Annotated in this window: 26 protein-coding genes; 23 read left to right on the top strand and 3 right to left on the bottom strand. The window is 29.9% G+C overall.

The annotated features are described in order from the left end of the window. The first annotated feature begins 21 nt into the window (after nucleotides 1–21). The 7 genes from IC173_RS12350 (at nucleotide 22) to clpP (ending at nucleotide 5,384) form a co-directional block, all read left to right on the top strand. Nucleotides 22–1,428 (top strand): PLP-dependent aminotransferase family protein, encoded by a 1,407-nt coding sequence (locus IC173_RS12350; RefSeq protein ID WP_227435676.1) that lies wholly within the window; start codon nucleotides 22–24, stop codon nucleotides 1,426–1,428. A 225-nt stretch (nucleotides 1,429–1,653) separates the two neighbouring features. Then, nucleotides 1,654–2,340 carry an ATP-binding cassette domain-containing protein gene (locus tag IC173_RS12345; RefSeq protein ID WP_227855675.1) on the top strand — a complete coding sequence of 229 codons (687 nt, stop codon included), beginning with the start codon at nucleotides 1,654–1,656 and terminating at the stop codon, nucleotides 2,338–2,340. Next, nucleotides 2,333–3,232 carry an ABC transporter permease gene (locus IC173_RS12340; protein WP_227855662.1) on the top strand — a complete coding sequence of 300 codons (900 nt, stop codon included), beginning with the start codon at nucleotides 2,333–2,335 and terminating at the stop codon, nucleotides 3,230–3,232. The genes IC173_RS12345 and IC173_RS12340 overlap by 8 nt, the downstream gene beginning before the upstream one ends. 57 nt (nucleotides 3,233–3,289) lie before the next feature. Beyond that, nucleotides 3,290–3,727 (top strand): LytTR family DNA-binding domain-containing protein, encoded by a 438-nt coding sequence (locus IC173_RS12335; RefSeq protein WP_227855661.1) that lies wholly within the window; start codon nucleotides 3,290–3,292, stop codon nucleotides 3,725–3,727. 15 nt (nucleotides 3,728–3,742) lie between these two features. Continuing rightward, nucleotides 3,743–4,186: a DUF3021 family protein gene (locus IC173_RS12330; RefSeq protein ID WP_227481831.1), complete on the top strand. Its 444-nt coding sequence runs from the start codon at nucleotides 3,743–3,745 to the stop codon at nucleotides 4,184–4,186. 134 nt (nucleotides 4,187–4,320) lie between these two features. Next, nucleotides 4,321–4,803, top strand: a complete 483-nt coding sequence (locus IC173_RS12325) for a helix-turn-helix domain-containing protein (RefSeq protein WP_227855660.1) — start codon at nucleotides 4,321–4,323, stop codon at nucleotides 4,801–4,803. After that, entirely contained in the window at nucleotides 4,800–5,384 is a 585-nt protein-coding gene (gene clpP, locus IC173_RS12320; RefSeq protein WP_227855659.1) for an ATP-dependent Clp endopeptidase proteolytic subunit ClpP, read from the top strand. Before IC173_RS12325 ends, clpP begins: the two co-directional genes overlap by 4 nt. A 377-nt stretch (nucleotides 5,385–5,761) precedes the next feature. Here the strand turns inward: clpP and IC173_RS12315 are convergent, their stop codons facing one another. Continuing rightward, a complete protein-coding gene (locus IC173_RS12315; RefSeq protein ID WP_227435693.1) occupies nucleotides 5,762–6,253 on the bottom strand; it encodes a DUF2284 domain-containing protein in 492 nt (163 codons plus the stop codon). A 279-nt stretch (nucleotides 6,254–6,532) separates the two neighbouring features. Here IC173_RS12315 and IC173_RS12310 point away from each other — a divergent pair, with 279 nt between their 5' ends. The 5 genes from IC173_RS12310 (at nucleotide 6,533) to IC173_RS12290 (ending at nucleotide 12,043) form a co-directional block, all read left to right on the top strand. Continuing rightward, nucleotides 6,533–7,609 (top strand): glycosyltransferase, encoded by a 1,077-nt coding sequence (locus IC173_RS12310; protein ID WP_227435695.1) that lies wholly within the window; start codon nucleotides 6,533–6,535, stop codon nucleotides 7,607–7,609. 78 nt (nucleotides 7,610–7,687) lie between these two features. Beyond that, nucleotides 7,688–9,736: an exosporium glycoprotein BclB-related protein gene (locus IC173_RS12305; protein ID WP_227855658.1), complete on the top strand. Its 2,049-nt coding sequence runs from the start codon at nucleotides 7,688–7,690 to the stop codon at nucleotides 9,734–9,736. 145 nt (nucleotides 9,737–9,881) lie between these two features. Continuing rightward, the gene (locus tag IC173_RS12300; protein ID WP_227481833.1) at nucleotides 9,882–10,643 is read left to right on the top strand and encodes an epoxyqueuosine reductase; all 762 of its coding nucleotides are present in this window, start codon (nucleotides 9,882–9,884) and stop codon (nucleotides 10,641–10,643) included. A gap of 262 nt (nucleotides 10,644–10,905) precedes the next feature. After that, nucleotides 10,906–11,184, top strand: a complete 279-nt coding sequence (locus IC173_RS12295) for a CD3324 family protein (RefSeq protein WP_227435701.1) — start codon at nucleotides 10,906–10,908, stop codon at nucleotides 11,182–11,184. 295 nt (nucleotides 11,185–11,479) lie between these two features. Continuing rightward, entirely contained in the window at nucleotides 11,480–12,043 is a 564-nt protein-coding gene (locus IC173_RS12290) for a DUF1062 domain-containing protein (protein ID WP_227435703.1), read from the top strand. 280 nt (nucleotides 12,044–12,323) lie between these two features. Here IC173_RS12290 and IC173_RS12285 read toward each other — a convergent pair whose 3' ends face one another. Continuing rightward, nucleotides 12,324–12,953, bottom strand: coding sequence for a DUF3786 domain-containing protein (locus tag IC173_RS12285; protein ID WP_227824509.1), 630 nt, complete (start codon nucleotides 12,951–12,953; stop codon nucleotides 12,324–12,326). Nucleotides 12,954–13,271: 318 nt separating this feature from the next. On the opposite strand from IC173_RS12285, the gene IC173_RS12280 reads away from it, so the two are divergent. The 8 genes from IC173_RS12280 (at nucleotide 13,272) to IC173_RS12245 (ending at nucleotide 21,149) form a co-directional block, all read left to right on the top strand. Then, entirely contained in the window at nucleotides 13,272–13,931 is a 660-nt protein-coding gene (locus tag IC173_RS12280; RefSeq protein ID WP_227855657.1) for a response regulator transcription factor, read from the top strand. Nucleotides 13,932–14,135: 204 nt separating this feature from the next. Beyond that, the gene (locus IC173_RS12275; protein ID WP_227435711.1) at nucleotides 14,136–15,194 is read left to right on the top strand and encodes a lysylphosphatidylglycerol synthase transmembrane domain-containing protein; all 1,059 of its coding nucleotides are present in this window, start codon (nucleotides 14,136–14,138) and stop codon (nucleotides 15,192–15,194) included. A 244-nt stretch (nucleotides 15,195–15,438) separates the two neighbouring features. Beyond that, nucleotides 15,439–17,583, top strand: coding sequence for a formate dehydrogenase subunit alpha (fdhF, locus tag IC173_RS12270; RefSeq protein WP_227855656.1), 2,145 nt, complete (start codon nucleotides 15,439–15,441; stop codon nucleotides 17,581–17,583). A gap of 47 nt (nucleotides 17,584–17,630) precedes the next feature. Beyond that, the gene (gene fdhD / locus IC173_RS12265; protein ID WP_227855655.1) at nucleotides 17,631–18,464 is read left to right on the top strand and encodes a formate dehydrogenase accessory sulfurtransferase FdhD; all 834 of its coding nucleotides are present in this window, start codon (nucleotides 17,631–17,633) and stop codon (nucleotides 18,462–18,464) included. 11 nt (nucleotides 18,465–18,475) lie between these two features. Continuing rightward, nucleotides 18,476–18,649, top strand: coding sequence for a hypothetical protein (locus IC173_RS12260; protein WP_227435728.1), 174 nt, complete (start codon nucleotides 18,476–18,478; stop codon nucleotides 18,647–18,649). 36 nt (nucleotides 18,650–18,685) lie between these two features. Next, the gene (locus tag IC173_RS12255) at nucleotides 18,686–19,237 is read left to right on the top strand and encodes a 4Fe-4S dicluster domain-containing protein (protein WP_227435731.1); all 552 of its coding nucleotides are present in this window, start codon (nucleotides 18,686–18,688) and stop codon (nucleotides 19,235–19,237) included. Nucleotides 19,238–19,257: 20 nt separating this feature from the next. Beyond that, nucleotides 19,258–20,634: a [FeFe] hydrogenase, group A gene (locus IC173_RS12250; RefSeq protein ID WP_227855654.1), complete on the top strand. Its 1,377-nt coding sequence runs from the start codon at nucleotides 19,258–19,260 to the stop codon at nucleotides 20,632–20,634. After that, a complete protein-coding gene (locus IC173_RS12245; protein WP_227435736.1) occupies nucleotides 20,634–21,149 on the top strand; it encodes a 4Fe-4S dicluster domain-containing protein in 516 nt (171 codons plus the stop codon). Before IC173_RS12250 ends, IC173_RS12245 begins: the two co-directional genes overlap by 1 nt. Nucleotides 21,150–21,232: 83 nt before the next feature. Here the strand turns inward: IC173_RS12245 and IC173_RS12240 are convergent, their stop codons facing one another. Next, nucleotides 21,233–22,516 carry a conjugated bile salt MFS transporter gene (locus IC173_RS12240; RefSeq protein WP_227855653.1) on the bottom strand — a complete coding sequence of 428 codons (1,284 nt, stop codon included), beginning with the start codon at nucleotides 22,514–22,516 and terminating at the stop codon, nucleotides 21,233–21,235. A 193-nt stretch (nucleotides 22,517–22,709) separates the two neighbouring features. On the opposite strand from IC173_RS12240, the gene IC173_RS12235 reads away from it, so the two are divergent. The 3 genes from IC173_RS12235 to ligA all read left to right on the top strand — a co-directional run bounded on the left by IC173_RS12235 (nucleotide 22,710) and on the right by ligA (nucleotide 26,389). After that, the gene (locus tag IC173_RS12235) at nucleotides 22,710–23,132 is read left to right on the top strand and encodes a DUF3783 domain-containing protein (RefSeq protein WP_227481839.1); all 423 of its coding nucleotides are present in this window, start codon (nucleotides 22,710–22,712) and stop codon (nucleotides 23,130–23,132) included. Nucleotides 23,133–23,239: 107 nt separating this feature from the next. Continuing rightward, nucleotides 23,240–24,178 (top strand): phosphoglycerate dehydrogenase, encoded by a 939-nt coding sequence (locus IC173_RS12230; protein WP_227855652.1) that lies wholly within the window; start codon nucleotides 23,240–23,242, stop codon nucleotides 24,176–24,178. 186 nt (nucleotides 24,179–24,364) lie between these two features. Beyond that, nucleotides 24,365–26,389 (top strand): NAD-dependent DNA ligase LigA, encoded by a 2,025-nt coding sequence (ligA, locus tag IC173_RS12225; RefSeq protein WP_227855651.1) that lies wholly within the window; start codon nucleotides 24,365–24,367, stop codon nucleotides 26,387–26,389. Nucleotides 26,390–26,416: the final 27 nt, after the last annotated feature.

Genomic DNA, 26,416 nt, shown 5'->3' with positions numbered 1-26,416 from the left:
ACCACTTTTGGAGGTATTAAAATGTGGATTACAATTAATAGAAATAGTGGCATATCATTGTCAAGACAAATTTATTGTGAGATAAAAGACATGATTTTAAGCGGGAGCTTAAATTTTGAACAAAAACTACCTTCATCTAGAACTTTGGCAAAAGAACTTTCTGTATCACGAAATACAGTGTTAGATGCATATAATCAATTAATTGCAGAGGGATATTTGGAAACAAGGCATGGCTATGGCACAACTATAGCCAAAGTAATATTAGACCATCAAATTGACTTTAAGTTAGACTATACTTCTGAAATTAGAGATAGTTTACATGAGTATAAACAAAATAATTATATAGATTTCTGTTCTGGAATTCCAGAATTAAAGCTATTTCCACGCAAAGAATTATCAAAGTTATATAAACAAATACTACATGATTTGTCACACTTAGATTTTAGATATAATAGTACTGCAGGGGTGTGGAAATTAAGAGAAGAAATATCACAATATTTATTTCGTATTAGAGGAATTAGATGTAGTCCACGAAATATTATGATTGTTTCTGGTTCAACACAAGGGCTATCTTTAATATCACAAGTTTTATATAAAAATAATCAAAAAGTTATTGTGGAGGATCCTATCCACAAAGGATTGTTAAAAGTAATTTCTACTGTGGGATATTCAGTTGTTGGAATTCAAGTGGATGATAAAGGTATAAATACTAACCTAATAAAATCTATAAAGGATGTTTCTTTTATATATACAACACCTTCACATCAATATCCATTAGGTGGTATTTTACCAATTCAAAGAAGACTAGAACTTATTAAATATGCAGTAGAGAATAATTGCTATATAGTTGAAGACGATTATGACAGTGAATTTAGATATGAAGGTCAACCAATTAGTTCCCTCTATGAACTTAATCCAAATAAAGTAATTTATATAGGTTCGTTTAGTAAAATACTATCTCCAGCCATTCGTATGGGATTTATGTTGTTACCAGATGATATAATAGATGACTATAAATCCTTAAAAATGTATTCTGATGTTCATACAGAATCTATATCTCAGTATGTTCTAGCTGAATTTATTAAAAATGGAGATTTGGAAAAACATATATTTAAAATGAAGAAGCTATATAATAGAAAGCGTAAATATCTTATTGATATTTTGAATATTGAATTTACAAATGAATTTAAAATAAAGGGGCAAGTAGCTGGGCTTCATATAGTTGTTCATTTTTATAATGTTATTTTTACTGAAAAACTAATCAATCAAATTTATAAAGCAAATATCAGGGTTTATCCTATACAGCAATATGCAATTGAGAATAAAGCAGAATATGACCATGAAGTTGTCCTAGGATATGCTCATCTTAATTTTGATGAAATTGAACAGGGAGTAAGAATGCTTAGAAAAATAATACATACAAATTAAGATGTATTAGGAAAGGTTTTTTACAATATCTTATTTTTAGGTATGTATTTTACTTTAGTTTTTTTACAACTCACATATTCATTTATACTACATACTTCCAGTTGTATTGTGTGGACAAATTACTTATTGTATTCTGAAATCATCAATTAAGGAAGGTAGATGAAATGTATGAATAAGATAATATAAGTAATTAATTTGCAAAAAAGCTATGATACTTTTAAAGCTGTGAAAGGGATTGATTTTTATGTAGAGGAAGGGAATTTGTTTGCATTACTGGGAGCTAATGGTGCTGGAAAATCTACAACAATTGATATTCTTTGTACGTTATTGAGTTATGATAGCGGAGAAGTGATTATAGATGGGCATAAATTAGGTGTAGAGGATAATAAAATTAAAGAAAAAATTGGAGTAGTATTTCAAGAAAGTATACTAGATTTACTTTTGACAGTAAGAGAGAATCTTACAATTCGTGCAAAATTTTATATCAAGAATAAAGATAAAGTAAGACAAATTGTACATAAAGCTGCTTTATCTGTAGGAGCTATGGAATTTATAGATAGACCATATGGTAAATTGTCTGGAGGTCAAAAGCGTAGGGCTGATATAGCAAGAGCTCTTTTAAATACTCCTAAAATACTGTTTCTAGATGAGCCTACAACAGGGCTTGACCCAGAATCTAGAAAATGTGTATGGGATACTATATTAAAATTACAAAAACAATATGGTTTTTCTATAGTTCTTACAACCCATTATATGGAGGAGGCTTCAAAAGCTGATTATATTGTAATGCTTGACTATGGTGTTATAACAGCAAAAGGTTCACCTCATGAACTAAAATATAAATACAAAGCAAATAATTTAGATGATGTATTTTTGACTATAGTTAGAAATAGAGGTGAAAAAAATGTTTAATATAGCACAAAGAAATATAATGATTTTTTTAAGAAATAAAAGAGGAGTATTTTCATCTTTTTTAGGTGCAATAATTGTAATCGGCATCTATGTTATTTTTTTAGGAGAAAATTTAAAGGAAGGTTATCCAAATATTAAAGATATAGACATATTAATGAATAGTTGGGCAATGGCAGGAATTATTTCTGTTGTTTCTGTAACTACAACAATGGGTTCTTTTGGAGTTACAGTATTGGATAAGGAGTTAAAAAGAAACAAAGATTTTTATTGTTCACCTGTTAAAACAAGAGAGCTGGTAGGAGGATATATTTTAAGTTCATATTTAATTGGTGTAATTATGAGTATATTTACATTTATACTTGCAGAGATATATATTGTATCAAGTGGGGGACAATTTATACTTGCAGAGATATATATTGTATCAAGTGGGGGACAATTTTTACCTATGCTTTCTATTATAAAGGTTATTGGTGTAATTTTATTAACCGTTTTATCATCTAGTGCAATGATATTTTTTATTGTAAATTTGTTAAATAGCATAGATACATTTTCAACTGCTTCTACGATTATAGGTACTCTTATTGGATTCTTGACAGGAATTTATATACCTATTGGAAGCTTACCTCAAGCAGTGCAAACCCTTATAAAGTTATTTCCAATTTCACATGGGACTGTATTGCTTAGACAAATTATTACGGAGTCTCCATCAAAAGTAACATTTGTGGATTCAACAAATGCATTAACTGAATTTAATGAGCATATGGGAGTAACATTTGGTGGTATTGGCAGTTTGTCTGAAAATTCAATTCATATTATGTTTCTAGTTATTTCTGCAATAGTATTTTATTTTGTTACTATACTTATGGTATCAAGAAAAAAAGCTAGAAATTAATAGTAGGAAAATATACTATAGTCTTTTTATAGAAATCAAAAGAAAGGATGTGTTAGAGTGAAGGTAATAATTGAAACTCCCTTAGACGGAGAAGAGGATGAAATTATAATAAGATGCAGAAATATTGATGATGAAATACTTAAATTGATTTTTAACATCAAGATGCAAAGAGAGTCTCTTATAGCATATAAAAATGAACAACTCTATCGTATCAATCCTTTAGATGTCTATTACTTCGAATCTGTAGATAACCACACTTATCTTTATTGTAAAAATGATGTTTATGAGTTTAAGAAGAAGCTTTATCAGATTGAGGAAATTTTTTTTAATAGTGACTTTCTTAGAATATCTAAGTCTGTAATATTAAATCTTACAAAAATAGACTCAATTGTACCAGCGTTTAATGGTAGATTTGAAGTAATACTAGATAATGGTGAAAAGACAATTATTTCACGCCAATATGTACCAATGTTGAAGAAAAAACTAAATATATAAAGGAGTTGATTGAATATGAATTTAATAAATACACTAAAGTATGTAGTTCGTTATTTTTGTATGATAACTACAGGAGTTTTAATATCTGTTTTTACTTCTTGTTTAGTATTTAGCCCTGATGAGACATTTAGTATAAATATTTTCCAACAGATTTTATTAATTGCATTGGTCACATCTCTATCCACATTAATTTTTTATTCAAAACGAGAACTAGGTAGAAAAGAGTTACTAATTCGACAAGTAATTCATATAATTTTTCTATTTGTTTTCGTTCTGTGGTTTTCATTTAAAAGTAATTGGATTGATAGTGGTCATATTTTTCAAACTCTGTTTATAGCACTATCTATATTTATTATCTATCTTTGTATAACACTTGCTACTTGTAAAAGAGATAAGGAAGAATCTATTTTATTAAATAAAGGTTTGAAAGAATATAGGAAAAATAAAATTAGTAAATAATAGCTAAGACAATTCAACAAATTATAAATTTATTATTAATTGAGTTTTTATATCAGTCATTAATTTAAGATAGCAATTTATATTAAGAAGAAAATTATTGTATGAGTTATAATACTTAAAAGGAGATGATGAGGTTGAAAACAAATACAGATGTAATTATGGAAATCATTGATTATATAGAAGAACATCTTACAGAAAATCTAAATCTAGATAAAATAGCTGATGTTGCTAGTTATTCAAAATATCATTTACACAGAATGTTTACAAATATTGTGGGATGTACTATGTATCAATACATTAAAAGAAGGAGACTTACTGAAGCAGCTAGACAACTTGTATTTACAGATAAATACATTATAGATATAGCTCTTACAGTTGGATATGCTACACACCAGTCTTTCACATTAGCATTTAAAACTTTATATAAAGAATCTCCACAAGTATATAGAAGTAAAGATGAATTTTATCCTATTCAACAAATATTTGTTTTAAATCCAAATCATCAAATCCAAAATGTAGATTGTATTTCTTATACAAGTATTAGTTATGAACGAAGAAGAGATGAAATCAATTCTTATCTCAACTTTAATATTAATTGTGAGGTGAAAGTAGCATGAGTTTAGTACCACATGTAATTGAACAGACAGGTCAAGGTGAAAGGTCTTATGATATATATTCAAAACTATTAAAAGATAGAATTATATTTATAGGCGAAGAAATTAATGATGCTATTGCAAGTTTAGTAGTAGCTCAATTACTATTCTTAGAATCAGAAGACCCAGATGCAGATATAACTATATATATAAATAGCCCAGGAGGGGCTGTAACATCAGGGTTTGCTATATACGATACTATGAACTATGTAAGATGTGATGTATCAACTATTTGTATTGGTATGGCTGCAAGTATGAGTGCTTTTTTACTTGCTGGAGGTACAAAAGGAAAAAGATATGCCTTACCTAATGCAGAGATTATGATACATCAACCTGTGGGTGGAGCTAAAGGTCAAGCAACAGATGTAAAAATAGCAGTAGATAATATGTTGAGAACAAAGGAAAAATTAGATAGAATTCTTTCTGAGAATACTGGAAAATCAATAGAAGAGATTAGAATAGATACAGATAGAGATAATTTTATGACTGCAAAGGAAGCCAAAGAATATGGATTGATTGATCATATAATGGAGAAGTGTGAGTAGAGTATTATTTTAAAAGCTTAATTTATAGTATATAACTAATGTCAAAATAATCATGTTTAAATGAACATGATTATTTTTTTGTTTAAAAAAAGAAGTTTTTTAAAATGTCAAGTAAATAAGTAATAAATAGTAATTTTACGTATCAGTTTAGAGATTTTCTAGAGATATTAACCAATGTGGTTGCAATGATATGATAACTTATAGACCACACTGGTTAATTTGCATAAGGGGTTAATTTAGATGTAAATCCTATGAACTTATGATAAAAGATAAAGAAGATTATAAATATAAGTTTATAATATATAATTGCATACTATTATGCAGATAATAAATACAAAAAATTGATATAAAAAGTTCAGTAGAAAATATTAATTTTTTTAATCAACTAATAATAAGCCAAAGTGGTTTTGAATTTCTCCTTTTTCTCGTAAAGTATTTATTTCAAGTCCATTTGACCTTACTGTAGCAAAAACATCAATACCACATGCTTCCATTGATGGAGCAGTCTTGTTAGGAAAACTACAAGTATCAGGATTACATTTAGCACACTTTGTACAAGGGCCACTTCCAAAAGCAATTGATTTATAATATCCATCTAAAAAAAGTTCTCTTGCTATTTCAACAGCTAAAGGAGTAACAATACTCATTTTATGACATCGAAATAAAATAGCTTTTTTGTAACAATCTATTATTGCTTGCGTCTGTTGATAGGTTGGAGTATTGGGTGGACAACAATGACTATGACCATATGTATTACAACCAAACTGACACTTATAAATTGTCCATGCTGCTGTGACAATCGTTTTAGGGTCTATTGAAACTGCAATGTCAGCTCCACTAGATTTTAATATTTCAAAGTATTTTTTCATAATTTACCTCCTATCAAAAATAGTTTTATTTTTTATCTTGTATGAATGGTTAAATTTTACGTATTCTTATACTTATGGTAACGCAAAAATAAATATCAATCAAATCGATATATTTAAATTATGAATTAAATAAAAATGAACTATAAACATATATGATAAATAAACTTACCTACTAATTTTTTGTCGTTAAAAATTTTCCATATTTCAATAACAAAATAAGAGTAAATACCATATATTACTTATGTCTGTAATATATAAAAGACAAAGGAGTTGTACATTATGATTACAATAAGTTTGTGCATGATTGTTAAAAATGAAGAAGAAGTTATAGGCAGATGTTTAGAGTGTGTAAAGGATTTAGTAGATGAAATTATAGTTGTAGATACTGGTTCCACAGATTCCACAAAAGAAATAGTTTCAAAATATACAGACATGGTGTACGATTTCGAATGGATAGATGACTTCTCTGCTGCGAGAAATTTTTCATTTTCTAAAGCTTCTAAAGACTATATAATGTGGCTTGATGCAGATGACATAATTTTAGAAGAGGATAGAAAAGAACTATCAAAAGTTAAAGAAAATTTAGATACTTCTATTGATATGGTCATGGCAAAATACAATGTATCATTTGATGAAAACGGAAAACCAACTTTATCATATTATAGAGAACGCTTATTTAAGAGAAGTTCTAATTATAAATGGGTTGACCCTATTCATGAAGTAATACCTCTTGTTGGAGAAATATTTTATTCTGACATTGCAATATCACATAAAAAACTTCATAGACAGGACCCTTTAAGAAATCTCAGAATTTTTGAAAAAATGATTTCAGAAGGTAGGATATTGGAGCCAAGACATCAGTTTTATTACTCAAGAGAATTGTATTATAATGCAAGATATAAAGATGCTATAGAAGGTTTTACTAAGTTTTTAGACTCTTCAAAAGGGTGGATTGAGGATTGTATAAGTGCTTGCAGAGATTTAGCCACATGTTATTACTTAATTAATGATGAAAAAAGTGCCTTATATTCTTTATTTAGAAGCTTTGAATTTGATGAGCCAAGAGCAGAAGTTTGCTGTGATATAGGAAAGCACTTGTTTGATAGACAAAGATATAAAGAAGCTATTTTTTGGTATAAAGTAGCATTAACTAGAGATAAAAATGACATTAATGGAGGATTTAAGTCAAATGATTGTTATGGATACTTACCATATATACAATTAAGTGTATGCTATGACAAACTAGGAGAAATGGATAAAGCGATATCTTATCATGAAAAAGCAAAAGAAATCAAACCTAACGATAGTGCTATTTTGTACAATGAAAATTATTTTAGTAAATATAAAAGTTATTGATAAGTCACAATAATACTAATTTTGACATATTATATAGAGAGCATGAAAGCTCAAATATATTAGGAGGTGCTTTAAGTAATGAGTAGAAATAAATATTTTGGCCCATTTGATGGTAATAACCATGATAACAACTATGATGATTGCAATAGCAGTTGTGATAGTTGTAATAGTTGTGACTGTCATCATGGTTGCCCACCATCATGTATAGGTCCAACCGGACCAATGGGTCCAAGAGGTAGAACAGGTCCAACAGGCCCAACAGGTCCAACCGGACCAATGGGTCCAACAGGCCCAACAGGAAACACAGGAGTAACAGGAAACACAGGAGCAACAGGGTTAATAGGTCCAACAGGTCCAACAGGGTCAGTAGGTCCAACAGGAGCAACAGGAGCAACAGGATTTGGAGTAACAGGCCCAACAGGTCCAACGGGAGCAACAGGAAATACAGGAGCAGATGGAGTAACAGGCCCAACAGGTCCAACAGGAGTAACAGGAGCAAATGGAATAACAGGTCCAACAGGGATAACAGGAGCAACAGGATTTGGAGTAACAGGCCCAACAGGTTCAACAGGAGCAACAGGAGTAGGAATAACAGGAGCAACAGGTTTAATAGGTCCAACAGGAGCAACAGGGACACCTGGAGCAACAGGTCCAACAGGAGTAACAGGAGCAACAGGAGCAGATGGATTGGCAGGTCCAACAGGTCCAACAGGAGCAACAGGAACACCTGGAGCGACAGGAGTAACAGGTCCAACAGGAGCAACAGGAGATACAGGAGCAGATGGACTGGCAGGTCCAACAGGTCCAACAGGAGCAACAGGAGCAGATGGACTGGCAGGTCCAACAGGTCCAACAGGAGCAACAGGAGTAGGAATAACAGGAGCAACAGGTTTAATAGGTCCAACAGGAGCAACAGGAACACCTGGAGCGACAGGTCCAACAGGCCCAACAGGAGCAACAGGAGCAAATGGATTGATAGGCCCAACAGGAGCAACAGGAAATACAGGGGCAGATGGAGCAACAGGTCCAACAGGTCCAACAGGAGCAACAGGAGATACAGGAGCAAATGGATTAGTAGGTCCAACAGGTCCAACAGGAGCAGCAGGAGCAGATGGAGCAACAGGTCCAACAGGTCCAACAGGAGCAACAGGGGTAGGAATAACAGGAGTGACAGGAGCAACAGGAGCAACAGGCCCAACAGGAGCAGATGGATTAGTAGGTCCAACAGGAGCAACAGGAAACACAGGAGCAGATGGAGTACCAGGTCCAACAGGTCCAACAGGAGCAACAGGAAATACAGGAGCAGATGGAGCAACAGGACCAACAGGAGCAACAGGAAATACAGGGGCAGATGGATTGGTAGGTCCAACAGGAGCAACAGGAAATACAGGAGCAGCTGGAGCAACAGGAGTAACAGGCCCAACAGGAGCAACAGGAAATACAGGAGCAGATGGAGCAACAGGACCAACAGGGGCAACAGGAAATACAGGAGCAGATGGAGCAACAGGAGCAACAGGAGCAACAGGAAATACAGGAGCAGATGGAGCAACAGGAGTAACAGGTCCAACAGGAGCAACAGGTTCAACAGGGGCAACAGGAATACCAGGAGCTAGTGCTATAATACCTTTTGCATCAGGTATACCACTAGCACTTACAACTATAGCTGGTGGATTAGTGGGCACACCAGGATTTGTAGGTTTTGGAAGTTCAGCTCCAGGCCTAAGTATAGTTGGTGGAGTAATAGACCTTACAAATGCAGCAGGAACATTGACTAACTTTGCATTTTCAATGCCAAGAGCTGGAACAATAACATCTATTTCAGCATATTTTAGTACAACAGCAGCGCTTTCACTTATTGGTTCAACAGTCACAATTACAGCTACACTTTATGAATCAACTGCACCAAACAACTCATTTACAGCTGTACCAGGAGCAACAGTTACACTGGCTCCACCACTTACAGGTATATTATCACTTGGTTCAGTTTCTAATGGAATTGTAACAGGATTAAATATATCAGTAACAGCACAAACTAGATTCTTACTAGTATTTACAGCGACAGCGTCAGGACTTTCATTAGTTAATACTGTAGCAGGATATGCAAGTGCAGGAATTTCGATTAACTAAATTATATAATTAAAAAAAGGCTTCTAGTATCTGATTGATATTAGAAGCTTTTTTATATTAATTGATGAGCAGAATATAGCATACTATTATATAATATAAAATAATAGTATTAAATTAGAAAGAGATACTTTTTTGGGGGGATATTATGAAAAATAGAATTGAAAAATTAATGAATAACTTTGTAAAAGATTATTATAATTCAAATGATGTGACTCAAAAGTGGCAAGAACTTTTATTTGCCTATGCTTCTGCTGAAGATGAAATGTTTTATCAGTTAAAAAATATTGTAGGAACATCTCATGCTATGCCAAAAGATTTTTTAAAAGATGGTAAGACTATAATTACATATTTTATACCCTTTGATAAAAACATAAATAATAGTAATATTGGAGGGCTCGAATGTTCAGAAAGTTGGGCAAGAGCTTATATAGAAACTAATAAATTGATTTCCGATTTAAATAATTTTTTATGTGAAGAGCTAGGCAACATGGGATTTGACTCCTATGCTATTCCTGGGTCATATAATTTTGATAATGATAAATTGATTAGTGATTGGTCACAAAGACATGTAGCATTCATAGCAGGTCTTGGAACTTTTGGTCTAAACAATATGCTTATTACAGAAAAAGGATGTTGTGGAAGGATAGGAAGTATAATCACAAGCTTAAAATTAGAACCAACTAAAAGACCAGAAAAGGAATACTGCTTGTATAAACAGAATAATAGTTGTAAAAAGTGTGTAAGTAAATGTGTGAAAGAAGCTTTAAAAGAAGATGGGTTTGATAGAAATAAGTGTTATGAAATGTGTATGATAAATGAGAAAAAATATTCTTATATAGGTGGATGTGATATCTGTGGAAAATGTATAGTTGGAGTTCCATGTTCAGTAATAAACCCATCAATGTAAAAGTTTCTTTTAATTAACAATTCTAATTTGATATATAATAAACTACAAATATAAATAAAAAATAAAGAAATTATGTTGATTGACAACTATTTGTGCTATTGATAGACTTATATGTATCGCTGTGATATAAGGAGGGATGAGACTTTATGCTTGATTTAATCTTTATTTTTGCATAGCAAGGGCTATTGCAACTATAAAATTTAATATACAGATAGCCCTTTGCTATTCCTAATAAAAAATTACTGTTTAATAGGAGAGCAAAATGAGCTATAAAAAAGCAATACATATATTACCAGAAGAATTACTTGAATTGATACAAGAATATGTGGATGGAGAATGTATTTATATTCCCAGAAAATCAAACAATAAAAGAGAATGGGGAAGTAATACATCTACTCGTGAAGATTTAACAATTAGAAATATGCAAATTTATGAAGATTATCAAGTTGGTCATGATTTGCAGTATTTATCAGAAAAATATTATCTGTCTTTGAAGAGTATTCAAAGAATTATATTACAAGAAAAAAGAAAAGATATTTAAATGTAAGCCAGTATAGTTATATAACTATACTGGCTTATTTTCTTTTGTTAAAAATGTTTAAGGTATAGTTTTTTTTTAGTGGATGCTATAATTTAATTAATTTCAGAAGCTTATATAATAAGAAAATTCAGCAGTAGTGTCTATATTAAGAGAAAATAATTTATTATATAAGTGTGTAATTGAAATTTAAATTTATTAAAAATTAGGAGGTACTGTTTTGAAAAAAATGCTTGATTATATTCCACCTTTTCACGACTTTCTATTTTAGCAATATTATAGAAAGGAAAATGTATTTATGCAAAAAATTACTTGGGAGATTGAGTATAAATCCCAATTGCCAGTAATTAGGTACTGTAAAAAATGTGGGAAAAAGACTGAATACATTTGTTCAGATTTATTTAGAGTGAATGCCCAACATAAGTATTTAGATATTTGGTTAATATATAAATGCTCAAATTGTGATTCAACATGGAATTCAACCATATATTCTCGTATTAATCCAAAAAACTTAAATCCAGAGATATTAGAACAATTTTATACGAATGATTATAATCTTGTTAAACAATATGCTATGAATGTTGAGTTTTTACATAGAAATGGGGCGAAAGTTGGCATCCCAGAATATAAAATAGTAGGTCAAGATATTTGTATTGATGACTCTACACAAATTCGTATTGCAAGTAAGTATCCATGTCAATTAAAGGTATCCACGTTATTACGTGAGAAGCTTGGCATATCTAGAAAGGTCTTTGAAGACATGTTAGACTGTGGGATGATAAAAAGTATATCTGGAGTTGACCTAAGGAGAAGTAAGTTAAATTATGAGATTGTGTTACAAATTGGAAAGAGTAAACAATAATATTTAAATCGGTTAGACCAGCCAGTTTAACATGTTTTATGTAACATCATTTTAAATAAGTATAGCAGCTTTAAAAAATACAAAGAAGCTATACTTATTTGTGTATAATAACATTATCTTTTTTCTAGATTTTCTAATATCTCATAGTAGTGTGTTGTAGCTAGTGTACTTGGCTTACCTTATCTGATAAATATTGATTTTCTACGTTCATTTCTTAATTCCATTTCATATTAGATTCTGACTAAATTTATCAAGAATTCTACTACAATAGTATCAATGTTTATAATTGATTTACTTTATTCAAAATTGCATCTATAGCTGTGTCAGGAACAACTGCTAAGTCTTCTGCATTAAAATAATAAATTATATTAGAGTCAAATAATATATTTGAATTTGGTGGAAATTCATCATCTCCAAACCAAAGTATAAATATCATAGAAGTATTACCTATGTATGTAAACTTATAAGCTAGGTCACCCATCTTTATTTTTTCAGCTCCAATATTCTCCATGACCAGTTTATATTTATCTATTTTAGATGTAAAGATTTCTGAAAGTCTTGCTAGAGTTCTATTTAGAAAGTTAGGATAATAGACATTGCCTCCAGGAACTTCTTTAAAAGTTATATATTTATTTGTAAGAGGTATACCTTTAGAATTACACAAATACCTAAGCATTAGAATCTTAAGTTCGAAATTTTTACAGAGACTTCCATTACTATTCCAAACTTCTCCACTCGGATAATCAACTATATACTGTCTACCAAAAAAATCAATAGTAAATTTGCTTGAATCACTATTAAAGTCAATATTACTTAAATTACTAATTGTATGAGGGTCCAATTCTTTGAGTTTTTTTCGTGCATAATCAAATGGAACATTATAATTACTTGTTTTGATATTTTTATCCATAATATTTTCCTCCGATTTAAAGACCTATTTATATATTTATAAAAAGTTTTCTTATTATTGATTTTATTATATATCCAGAATATTACAATATTAAATTAATAAATAAATTTTGCTATTTAAAGGAATCTATGTAAAATAAATATTAAGTGTTTAAAATATAAATTTTTTATGTTTGAAGTGTTAAAATGATTCTACTATAAAATATTAATTAATTGCTTTAAGTTATAATATAATAGTATGAGATTTTATATAAATTTATAAAGATATAACTAAATATATAAATTAAGGTGTCATTAAATATGTAATGGAGGTGTTAGTATGTCTAAGATACTAGTAGTAGATGATGAATTAGATATGTTAAAGTTAATTGAAAATATATTAAAAAGAGATGGGCATGAAGTAAAGGTAATTAGTGATGTAGAAAACATTTTTGATATTGATTATAATCCTTTTAATCTAATAATATTAGATGTAATGATGCTCAAAATGGATGGTTTTGAAGTATGTAAAATTATAAGAAATAAGGTTGATTGTCCAATATTGTTTTTGACAGCTAAAAATATGGAAAGTGATGTTATGTATGGTCTTGGTATAGGGGCAGATGATTATATTACAAAGCCTTTTGGTGTAGGTGAGTTAAGAGCCAGAATAAATGCTCATTTGAGAAGAGAAAATAGAGAGAAAAAAAATTCATTAACTATATCAAATGTTCAATTTAATTTTTTGGGAAAAGAAATTTCTGTTGATAATAATAAGATAAATTTTACTAAGAGTGAGTACCTAATATGTGAATTTCTAGCAAAAAATAAGGGACAAGTCTTTTCAAAAGAAAGAATATATGAGCATATATATGGATTTGATGGAGAAAGTGATATAAGTGTTATTACAGAACACATAAAAAATATACGAAGCAAGTTGAAATCTTATGATATTTATACAATAGAGACTGTATGGGGGATAGGATATAAGTGGATATAATAAAGTATTACTCAGTGTAAATACATTATATATCTACAAAATGTTTGTAAAATATTAATCTATATATTAAAATTTAATTTATAGATTAATATTTTTTGTAAATTACAAAATTGTAAGGTATTTTGTTATAAAATATTAATATTAGTAGTGTATACTAATAATATGGTGTTTAATATAAATCTTGAGCAAAGGATGGTTTTTCTAATGGATAAACTAAAAAATATTAGAAAGAGTCTACTACAGTATACATTTTTATTTTTATTAATAGGTATAACAATTTACTTGGTATTTAAAACATTAGATATTAAGATGTTATCAAATGTTATAACTATGGTAGATAAAAAGTTTTTATTTGTAGGGGCTTTGGCAATAATGTCTCACATAATGCTTGAAGGATTAGTAATGAAGATAATTATAGAAAGTACTCACAAAGTCAATATTAGATTTATTGGTTTCAAGCTAGCCATTATGGGATTTTATTATAATCTAATAACTCCATTTGCTTCAGGAAGCCAACCAGTACAAATATATGTACTTAAAAAATGCAAAATGCCACTTAGCAAAGCAAGTGCAGTTGTTACAAATAAGTCTATTATTTTTCAAATAGTAGTTACTGTTTATTGCACAATATTAGTATTAATGAATCTAGCTATGCTAGAAAAACAAATGAAAGTAATCATGCCCTTAGTGTTTCTAGGAATAGCAATTAATTCATTTGTTTTAATTATGATAATTTTAGTTATTTTAAATCCTCAAAAAATAAAATATTTTATGAGAGTTTCAGTAAAATATTTATCAAAATTTAAGTTTTTAAGATTCCTAGAGAGTAAAGTAGACTCTATAGAAAATTTTATAGATGATTATAGTAAAGCAATAAGTTTTTTTGCTAAAAATAAAAAAGTATTGATTTTAACTATTATAGTGACTTTTATTCAATTAAGTGCTTACTTTAGTGTCTCATTTTGGATATATAAAGCATTTAATTTACAAGGTTATAGTTATATTTATATATTAACACTACAAGCTTTTTTATATATGGCAATATCTCCAATACCAACACCTGGTAATGTAGGAGCTAATGAATTAGCATTTTTCACTATATTTAAATCAGTATTCCCTCAACCTCTAATGGGTTATGCAGTATTTTTATATGGTGGATTTATGTACTATTTGATTCTGATTGGAAGTGGTATCTTTACTGTAATCACTCACTATAGAATGAAAAATAGAATTGGTAGAAATGCCATTTTAAGTGAAAATTAGATAAATCTAAATAAGCATATAGTAAAAAATATGTCATAAGAACTATAATATTTTAATTAGGCGATTAAAATATAAGGATTGTTATGACATATTTTTTTTAAAATTTAAAAGGAATTGTGAGAAAATTGTTGAATTTAATAGATAATATTGCAAAATATTTGTAAATTTTGCATATTATAAAAGTACTTTATTATCTTTAAGGTAAATTTTACTCATCAGGGGATAAATCTAAGGGGGGAAATGTATGGAGAAGAAAATTTTAACAGTTTGTCCATACTGTGGAGCTGGATGCCAATTATATCTAGTAGTAAAAGATAACAAGATATTAAAAGCGGAGCCAGCTGATGGTAGAACAAATCAAGGAAGTTTATGTTTAAAAGGTCGTTATGGATGGGATTTTCTAAATGACCCTAAAATTTTAACACCTAGGCTAAAAAAACCAATGATAAGAAAACAAGGTGTGTTAGAAGAGGTTGAATGGGATGAAGCTATAAGTTATACAGCTTCAAGATTAAACGAAATTAAAGAAAAATATGGTCCTGATTCTATTATGGGAACAGGCTCTGCAAGAGGGCCTGGTAATGAAGCAAATTATATAATGCAAAAATTTATGAGAGCTACAATAGGAACTAATAATATTGACCATTGTGCTCGTGTCTGACATGCACCATCTGTAGCCGGTCTGGCTTACTCATTAGGTAGTGGTGCAATGTCTAATTCTATACCAGAAATAGAAAACGCAGATGTTTTATTCATATTTGGATATAATGGAGCAGATTCACATCCAATAGTTGCAAATAGAATAATTAAAGCTAAGAAAAATGGAGCTAAGTTAATTGTTACTGACCCTAGATTAACTGAGTCTGCAAGAATTGCTGATATACATCTACCTATAAAGGGTGGAACAAATATGGTTTTAGTAAATGCTTTTGGAAACGTTTTAATAGAAGAAGGTCTTTACAATAAAGACTTTGTTCAAAACCATACACAAGGATTTGATGAGTACAAAGAAATTGTTAAACCATATACAGCTAAATATGCTGAGAAGCTGACAGGAATTCCAGAAGAACTTATAAGAAGAGCTATGAGAGAATATGCAAAAGGTAAGAAGGCAATGATACTTTATGGAATGGGTGTCTGCCAATTTGGTCAAGCTGTTGATGTAGTTAAAGGGCTTGCATCAATTGCTCTACTTACAGGTAATTTTGGTAGAGAAAGCGTTGGAATAGGACCTGTACGTGGACAAAATAATGTTCAAGGAGCTTGTGATATGGGGGCTCTTCCTAATGTATATCCTGGTTATCAAAATGTAACTGATGATAAGATAAGAGAAAAATTTGAAAATGCTTGGGGAGTAAAGTTATCTCCTAATAATGGATATAGTTTAACTCAAGTTCCAAATTTAGTGTTAAAAGAGAAGAAGCTTAAAGCTTATTATATATTTGGGGAAGACCCAGTACAAAGTGACCCAGATGCATCAGAAGTTAGAGAAGCTTTAGATGAGTTAGAGTTTGTTGTTGTTCAAGATATATTTATGAATAAGACAGCACTTCATGCTGATGTTATACTTCCAGCTACTTCTTGGGGCGAACATGATGGAGTATATACATGTGCAGATAGAGGATTCCAATTGATGAGAAAAGCTATAGAGCCACAAGGAGATGTAAAACCAGACTGGCAAATTATAAGTGAAATTTCTACAGCAATGGGATATCCTATGAACTACAAAAATACTAGAGAAATATGGGATGAACTTAGAGCATTATGTCCAAATTTCTTAGGTGCTACTTATGAAAAAATAGAGGCCCAAGGTTCTGTTCAATGGCCTTGTAAGAGTGAAAGTATGGAAGACAAAGGAACTATGTATCTATATGAAGGACAAAAATTCTCTACTCCTAATGGAAGAGGTAATTTATTTGCTGCAGAATGGAGACCTCCTATGGAAGTTGAAGATGATGAGTATCCATTTAGTTTATGTACTGTGAGAGAAGTTGGTCACTATTCAGTAAGAACTATGACTGGTAACTGTAGAACACTTAGCTCATTAGAAGATGAGCCTGGTCGTGTTCAAATAAATTGTAATGATGCAGATAGATTAGGAATTGAAGATGATGAACTAGTTAGAATTAGTTCAAGAAGAGGAAGTGTAATAACAAGAGCAACAGTAACTGACAGAGTTAAAGAAGGAGCAACATATATGACTTATCAGTGGTGGGTTGGAGCTTGTAATGAGCTTACAATAGCAAACTTAGACCCTATATCTAAAACACCAGAATACAAATATTGTGCTGTTAAACTTGAAAAACTTGATGACCAAGAGTTAGCAGAGAAATGTGTAAGAGAAGAATATCAAAGTCTTAAAGATAAAATGACTGCCACAAATGTTTAGTAGTTATTAGATTAAAGATTTATAAAAAGCGGAAGGGCAAATATCTTATGGAGAATATATACTCAAAAACTAAGTCCCAAGAAAATAGTAAAGGTGAAGTTTTTGAAAACAGTTATAGTTTAGTAGATTATGAATACATGAATTCTTTTAAATTAGAAATAAGCAAAATAAATGAACATGATTTATCAAATGAATATGAAGAAATAATTGCAGAATATCCACTTAGCTTTATTTTAAATGATAAATACATAAATACATTTTTATGTACACCATATAATTTAAAAGAGCTTGTAGTTGGTTTTTTGAGAACAAAGGGATATATAGAAAATAAAAAAGACATATTAGATATAGAAATAAATGATAAGGAACGTGTTACAAAAGTAACTATTCAAGAGAGACATAAGGATGAAGAGGAACAAATTATATTTTTAAACTCACTAGACTATATAAGTTGTGCTCCTGTAGAGAGTAATATAAAAATAAATTATGATGCGATTTACAGTATAATGGATAAAAACTTAAATTCGTCAGAATTATTTAAAAATACAGGTGGAGTACATAGTGTATCCATATTTGATAATGATAAAAAAATAGTGACCTGTGAAGATGTAGCAAGGCATAACGCAATGGATAAAGCAATAGGGTTTTGTGTTTTAAATGAAATATCACTAAAAGATAAAACTGTAGTTGTAAGTGGGAGAATATCTTTAGAGATGATGCTAAAGGCAGCTATGACTCAAATTCCTATTGTAATATCAAAATCAGCACCAACTAATTTATCAATAGAGCTTTCTAAAAAATTAAATATAACTCTTATTGGATTTGTAAGAGGAAGACGAATGAATATCTATGCAAATTCACAGAGAGTTATCAAAAAGTGAGACTGAAGCGTATGTATGCTAATAAAGAAGAAAAAAAATATTCAAGATGTGAAGTGTGTGGAGTAGTAATTGATGATACTGACAAAGTATATGCCAATAAATATAATTTGTGTAAAAAATGCAAGCGAAATATAAGTATTGAAAAAACACTAAAATATATAAATATATATAATAAAAATAACTAGGGACTTAGAAATATACAAATTGAAAGGTGGGATAATATGAATAATAAAATAGGCTCTTTTGTAATAGCAGACCCAAGTAAATGTACAGGTTGCAGATCTTGTGAAGTAGCTTGTTTTACAATGCATAACCAACATAATAATGTAGGATATACGGTTGGGACAGTTGACATACCAGTTATACCTAGACTCTATTTAGTAAAAGGTGATACTTTCTGTATGCCAATACAATGTAGACATTGCGAAGATGCTCCTTGTCTAAATTCATGTCCACAAAAAGCTATAAACAAAGAGAACAATGTCATGTTTGTTAATGAAGAAAAGTGTATAGGGTGTAAAACTTGTCTCCTAGCATGTCCTTTTGGAGCTATAGATTTACTTCCACAATATAAAGATGGTAAAGAAGTAGAACAAGTAATTTTGGAAGAAAATAAAAAAATAGCGTATAAGTGCGATTTATGTAAAGACAATGAAAAAATAGCTTGTATAAGCGCATGTCCTCAAGATGCATTAAAACTTGTTACTCCAATAGATGACAAAAAAGCTAAGAATAGACAAGCTGCACTTAGTTTATTGTTGACAAATAAATAAAGGATAAAGGGGTGACGTTTATGATAATAAATATAGATAAAGATTTATGTACTGGATGCAGAGAATGTTCAAAGGTATGTCCAGTAAATGCTATTGAGGGGGAAGAAGGAAAACCACAAGAGATAAACCTAGATAGATGTGTTATGTGTGGTCAATGTGTTCAAACTTGTAAATCGTATGCTTCAGTTATAGATGAAGGATTTGAGTTTTTGAAAGATAAAAAACAAGAACGAAAAATACCAGAATCAATAAATGAACCTATATTCGCAGCACATAATGTATGCGATGTAGATAGGGTAAAAAAAGCTTTAAGTGACCCAGATGTATTTACTATGGTTCAATGTGCACCAGCAGTTAGAGTAGCTTTGGGAGAGGATTTTGGATACTATCTAGGATATTTAGGTGCTGGAAAAATGGCAGCAGCGCTTAGAGCATTAAAATTTGATAGAGTTTATGATACTAATTTCGCAGCTGATTTAACTATAATGGAAGAAGGTAGTGAGTTAATTAAGAGGGTTACAGAAGGTGGAACTCTTCCAATGTTTACATCTTGTTGTCCAGCTTGGGTTAAATTTATGGAAAAAAATTATCCTAAGTTAACTAATCACTTATCTTCTTGTAAATCACCTCAACAGATGGGTGGCGCAATATTTAAGACATATGGCGCAGAAATAAATAATGTGGATGCATCTAAAATATTTAGTGTTTCTATAATGCCATGTACATGTAAAAAGTATGAATGTGATAGAGAAGAGATGGATTCTAGTGGATATAGAGATGTAGATGTAGTGTTAACTACTAGAGAACTAGCTTACCTAATAAAAGACATGGGAATTGATTTTAAAAATTTAAGAGAAGAAAAGTTTGACAGCCCTTTAGGTAGTTACAGTGGAGCTGGAACTATATTTGGTGTTACTGGTGGAGTTATGGAAGCAGCTATAAGAACAGGTTATGAGCTTATAACTGGAGAAAGCATACCTAATGTAGAAGTAAAACAAGTACGAGGAGAAAGTGGTTTTAGAAAATCAACTATTAAGGTAGGAGATTTAGACTTAAGAGTTGGTGTAGTAAGTGGACTGCAAAATGTAATACCAGTACTTGAAGATTTAGAAAAAGGAAAGTTGGATATAGATTTTATAGAGGTTATGACTTGTCCTGTTGGATGTGTAAGTGGTGGAGGTCAGCCAAAAGTTTTACTAGAAGAGTATAAAGAATTAGCCTATGAAAATAGAACAAAAGCAACATATGTGCATGATGAACACTTGGCAATTAGAAAATCTCATGAAAATTCTGACATTAAAAAATTATATGATGAATATCTAGTGGAGCCATTAGGAGAAAAATCTCATCATTTATTACACACTACATACTGTATAGGAAAGGAAGTGGCTAAGTAATGAATTATTTTGTTATAGCAGACCCTGATAAGTGCATAGGATGTAGAACTTGTATGATAGGATGTGTGGTTGCACATTCAGATGAAGATATTTTTTACAAAAGTCCAGACGAGATAAACTTTAATCCAAAACTTTCTGTCATAAAAACAAAGGAAGTTAGTGCTCCAATACAATGTAGACATTGTGAGGATGCTCCTTGTGCAAAGGCCTGTCCAAATGGTGGTATAGTTAGGGTGGGTAATACAATAAAAATAAATGAAGAAAATTGTATAGGATGTAAGACTTGTATGCTGGCATGTCCTATAGGAGCAATAGATATAGTTACACTAAAAGATATAGACAAAGGAAAGCTTTGCTTTAGAGAAAGAATGACAGCAAACAAATGTGATTTTTGCATAGATTCACCAGAAGGACCAGCATGTGTAAATGTATGTCCAACAAAAGCATTTACTATAGTTAAAGATGAGGATATAGATAATACTGTTAAAAATAAAAGAAAGTTAGCTATATTATAATATAATTAATAAAAAGATGGAGTTCTAGTTGTTATTAGAGTCTCCATCTTTTTTGTATAATTTTTATAGGGATTAAGAATTAATTATTGTGCCAATTTATCTAACCTTTTCTTATTTAGCTTTGTCATTCCCATAGAAGCTGTGATAAGTAAAGCATAGGCGACTATAACTGATAAAATTATAATAGACCAAGAGAATTTATAGCCAAAATTATCAACGAGTAATCCAAATAATGTTGAACCAAGTGCAAATCCAATTGCAAAAATTAACTGAACAATTCCAAAAATACTGCCAAACTCCTTTTGACCAAAAAAAGCACCAGTTAAATAAGCAGGTCCTATCATATAAGCAAATACAGAAAGACCCTTTAAAATAGCAAATACAAATGCAAGATTAGAAGATTTATCGACAAATAGTAATGATAAAGTAGCTATAAGTACAAATATAAAAGATATAATCAGTGGTTTTATTTGACCAAATTTATCAAACAATAATCCTCCAAATAAATTACCAATAAGAGCAAATAATGCAAAAGTGGAACCTACTGTTCCTATTAAAATTGGATTTATATAATTTCTAAGGTAGGTCGGATATTGTACAGATAATGATGAAACATATATACCTACAAAAGCAAATCCAATTGTCATAATCCAAAAATATTTATTCTTTTTAGCCTCTTTTAACGTATAACCCCATACTGAAGGGGATATTTTATTAGATGTTTCATCATTTTTTATTTTAGAGTTTATTTTCTCATTAGTATCTTTAGGCATTTTAAGCATAAATAATGTCACAGGTATACCAACTATTAGTGCTACAATTCCAAATGTTAGATAAGAACGGCTATATCCTTGAGATGCTAATGAACGAACTACAAGTTGTTGTAGAAATATACTACCAATAGAGCCACCAGCAAAAGCAAAGCCCATAGCTTTTCCTTTACTTTTTTCATCAAACCAAGCACTTATTAAAATTGGTATTCCTATCGCAGATATAATTGTAGCTCCAATTTGTACGATGCATGATACTGTATAAAATTGCCATAGTTCAGTACATATAGAAAATGTAGCAAAACCAATGCTAGAAATTATACAGCCTAATAAATATAATATCTTAACATTGACCTTGGAAAATAATTTACCTATAAATGGTGAAGCAATTGCTGAAGCAATAGTACCAAAAGTAAATATTAGAGAAAAAGATGCTAATCTAAAACCTTCTCCTTCTACAACATAACTTATAAACTGAGGCTGTATACTTGCTACAATACTAAATGGTATAGCTTGTATCAACATGCAACCAAGTACTATAATCCAAGCAGATGAAAAGTTTTTAATGCTAAAATTTTTGTTTAGTAGTGTCTTCATGGTATGATATCTCTCCTTTAGATTATAATTTGTAAATATTAATCTAATTATTCTAAATTTATATATTAGTTTTGGATAGATGAATTAGTTGTATGTAATTTGGGGTATTAATATAAAAATTATCTGTAAAAATTGATTATTTTAAATAGATAGGGTAAATTAAAATATATAGATAAATGAAAGGATGGATAAAATGTCATTTGAAAAAATAAATAATAATAATCTAGATAAAATACACAGCAGGAAATGTATTATGTTTGTAAATTTTAATCAAAAAGAATTATCATTAATTAAAAATGTTAGTAATTTTGCTGGAATAAGAGACCATATCATTTTAAGTGATAAAAATGGTGAAAACATAGTAAGAGATATTTTGGATGGGAATATATCAAGTGAATGTGATAATGGAATTAAAAGTAAGTCTGTAATATTTAATAATATTTCCAGCACACAAGTAAATGCATTTTTAGAAGGATTGAAAAAAGTAAGAATAAATAGACCTTTTACAGCAATGGTAACAGAGACATCTATTGATTGGACATTAAATAATTTAATAGAAAATTTAGTTCAAGAACGCAATGCTATGTCTTCAGGAAAAACAATTGAGCATAAGTAAATTAGTTTTTAGAACCATCTTCTAATAAATTTAACTAATATGTGTTAAGTATCATATTATACTGTAAGATATAAAAATCTTAATATAAGTGGATGGAGGAAAGTAAAATGAAAGTATTATTTACAATAAATTATGGAGAAGAAAAATTTAAAAAAATAAATGAATTAGGATATGATGTTATACATTATTCTGAAGATAGTATAGAAAATAATGAAGATGTAAACACTGCAGATGTGCTAGTTACATATAATCCTTTTGACAGACTAGATATTTCCAAAATGGAAAATTTAAAATATATACAAACAACAAGTGTAGGTATAGACCAAATACCAAAAGAAGATGTGTTAAAAAGAGATATCAAAATAGCTAACAATAGAGGCGGGTATAGTATACCTATTGGTGAAAGCATTGTTATGTATATTTTAGAAATTTATAAAAATAGTGCAAAATTTTTTAAACAACAGAAAAATAAAGAATGGAAAATGGATTTTTCTGTATCAGAATTATATGGTCAAAGGGTTGGATTTCTTGGAACAGGAACTATATCATCAGAAGCAGCTAAAAGGTTAAAGGCCTTTGGTGTAGAAATATGGGGAGTCAATACTGATGGAAGTAATAAAAAATACTTCGACAAGTGTTTTTCTACTGAAGGTATGGATGTTGTATTTAAGGAATGTGACATAATAGTCGTAGCAATGCCTTCTACAAAGAGTACAGACGGAATAGTAAATAAAGATATGTTTAATCTTATGAAAGAAGGTTCTGTATTTATTAATGTAGGTAGAGGAAACACCATTAATCAGAAAGATTTAGAAGATTGTGTAGAGAAGTTTAGAGGTGTAGCGTTAGATGTATTTGAAAGTGAGCCTTTAAGTAAAGATAATAAACTATGGGAGCTTGAAAATGTTATAGTAACTCCTCATAACTCTTGGGTGTCTGATAAAAATAAAGAGAGAACATTTAATATGGTCTATAATAATTTAAAACATTATATAATAGAAAATAAACCTGTAGATAATGTTGTAGATATATCAAAAGGTTATTAAATATATAAAAATTCTAATGAAAATAAAAAACTCTTATTGGTATTGTTAGAGATACTATAAGAGTTTTTTTTGTAATAAATTTAAAGTCAAAAAAGTGATATACTAAAAAATATATAAATAGGAAATAATTAATTATAGGGAAATTTTAAAATGATTCAATTTAAAAAATATGAAGAGGTGCTAAGAGTGAGCGTTAAAAATGAAATTAATAAACTTATAGAACAAATAAACTATCATAATGAAAGGTATTATAACCAAGATAGCCCAGAAATATCGGACTACGAATATGACAAGCTAATGAAAGAACTAATATCTTTGGAAGAACAAAATCCAGAACTAAAGAGAGTTGATTCTCCAACAAATAGAGTAGGAGGTAAGCCATTAGATAAATTTAATCAAATTGTACATAAAACTCCTATGCTAAGTTTATCAAATGCTTTTTCAGAACAAGATTTGAGAGATTTTGATAAGAGAGTTCAAGATTATGTGGGAGACAATGTTGAATACGTTGTTGAATTTAAAATAGATGGGCTTTCAGTAGGTCTTACCTATGATAATGGAGCGTTTGAAAAAGGAGCAACTAGAGGTGATGGGATTGTGGGAGAAGATATTTCTCAAAATTTAATGACGGTCAAAAGCATACCTCTTAAAATAGATGAAAAAAAAGAGTTAATAGTTAGAGGAGAAGTCTATATATCAAAAGATAACTTTAGAAAAGTGAATGAACAACAAGAAGAACAGGAACAACCACTATTTGCTAATCCAAGAAATCTTGCAGCAGGTTCATTAAGACAATTAGACTCAAAATTAACTGCAAAGAGACCACTAGATATATTTGTATTCAATATGGAAAATATAGAAGATTATGACTTAAAAAGTCACAGCGAATCCTTAGAATATTTAGAAAAGCTAGGCTTTTCAGTAAGTCAAAATTATAAAGTTTGTAAAAATATAGATGAAGTTATCGAACATATTGAACATTGGACAGAAAATAGAGGTAATTTAGAATACGAGATAGATGGAATGGTAATAAAAGTAAATAATATAAAACAAAGGGAAGAGATGGGATATACGGCAAAGAGCCCAAGATGGGCAATTGCATATAAATTTCCAGCAGAAAAGAAAAAAACTAAAATAGTAGATATAATAGTAGAAGTTGGAAGAACTGGTACAATAACACCATCAGCAGTACTTGAACCAGTTAGACTTGCTGGTACTACTGTAAGTAGAGCAACACTTCATAATGAAGACTATATAAAAGAGAAGGACATAAAAATAAATGATACAGTATTGGTTCAAAAAGCAGGAGATATAATACCTCAAGTTTTAGAAGTTATAAAAGAAGCTCGTACTGGGGAGGAAGTAGATTTTAAAATGCCAGAAAAATGCCCTGTTTGTTCAGAACCAACAGTAAGAGTAGAAGGAGAAGCTGCTGTAAAGTGTATAAATATGTCTTGTCCAGCTCAAATAAGAAGGGGAATTATACATTTTGTATCAAGAGACGCGATGAATATAGATGGTTTAGGAGAATCTATAATTACATTGTTGCTAAATGAAAAAATAATTCAAGATGTGTCTGATTTATATTATATAAAACAGGAAGATGTAGTTGATTTAGAAAGAATGGGTGAAAAATCTGCTGATAATTTAATAAATTCAATAGAAAAGTCAAAAGAAAATGATTTATGGAGACTTATAAATGGTTTAGGAATTAAATTTATAGGCGTTAAGGCAGCTAAGATACTTGCTTCAAAATTTAAAGATTTAGATGATGTGATTTCTACAACAATTGAGCAATTAGAAGATTTAGAGGAATTTGGCAGTATAATGGCAAATAGTGTTGTTGAGTTTTTTAAGGAAGATAAAAATATAAATGTCATAGAAAAACTAAAAAGTGTAGGAGTAAATACAAAATCATTAGAAAATACAGGTGAAACAGTAGAAAGAATATTTGAAGGAATGAAAATAGTATTGACTGGTACACTTCCTACATTAAAAAGAAATGATGCAAAAGATATGATAGAAAAAAGAGGTGGAAAAGCTACATCTAGTGTAAGTAAATCGACAACTTTTGTTTTAGCTGGAGAAGAAGCTGGCTCTAAACTTACAAAAGCAAATGATTTAGGAATTAAAGTTATAGATGAAGAGAGATTTTTAGAATTATTAACTTTATTATCGAAAGATGAAGTAAAAGCTATATTAGAGGGCTAAAAAGTCACTTAATTTAGTAGAAAACTA

The organism is Clostridioides sp. ES-S-0048-02, from assembly GCF_020658495.1.
Taxonomy (GTDB): domain Bacteria; phylum Bacillota; class Clostridia; order Peptostreptococcales; family Peptostreptococcaceae; genus Clostridioides.
The sequence above is the reverse complement of the archived record's forward strand: the minus strand, read 5'-3'. Positions and strand labels throughout refer to the sequence as shown.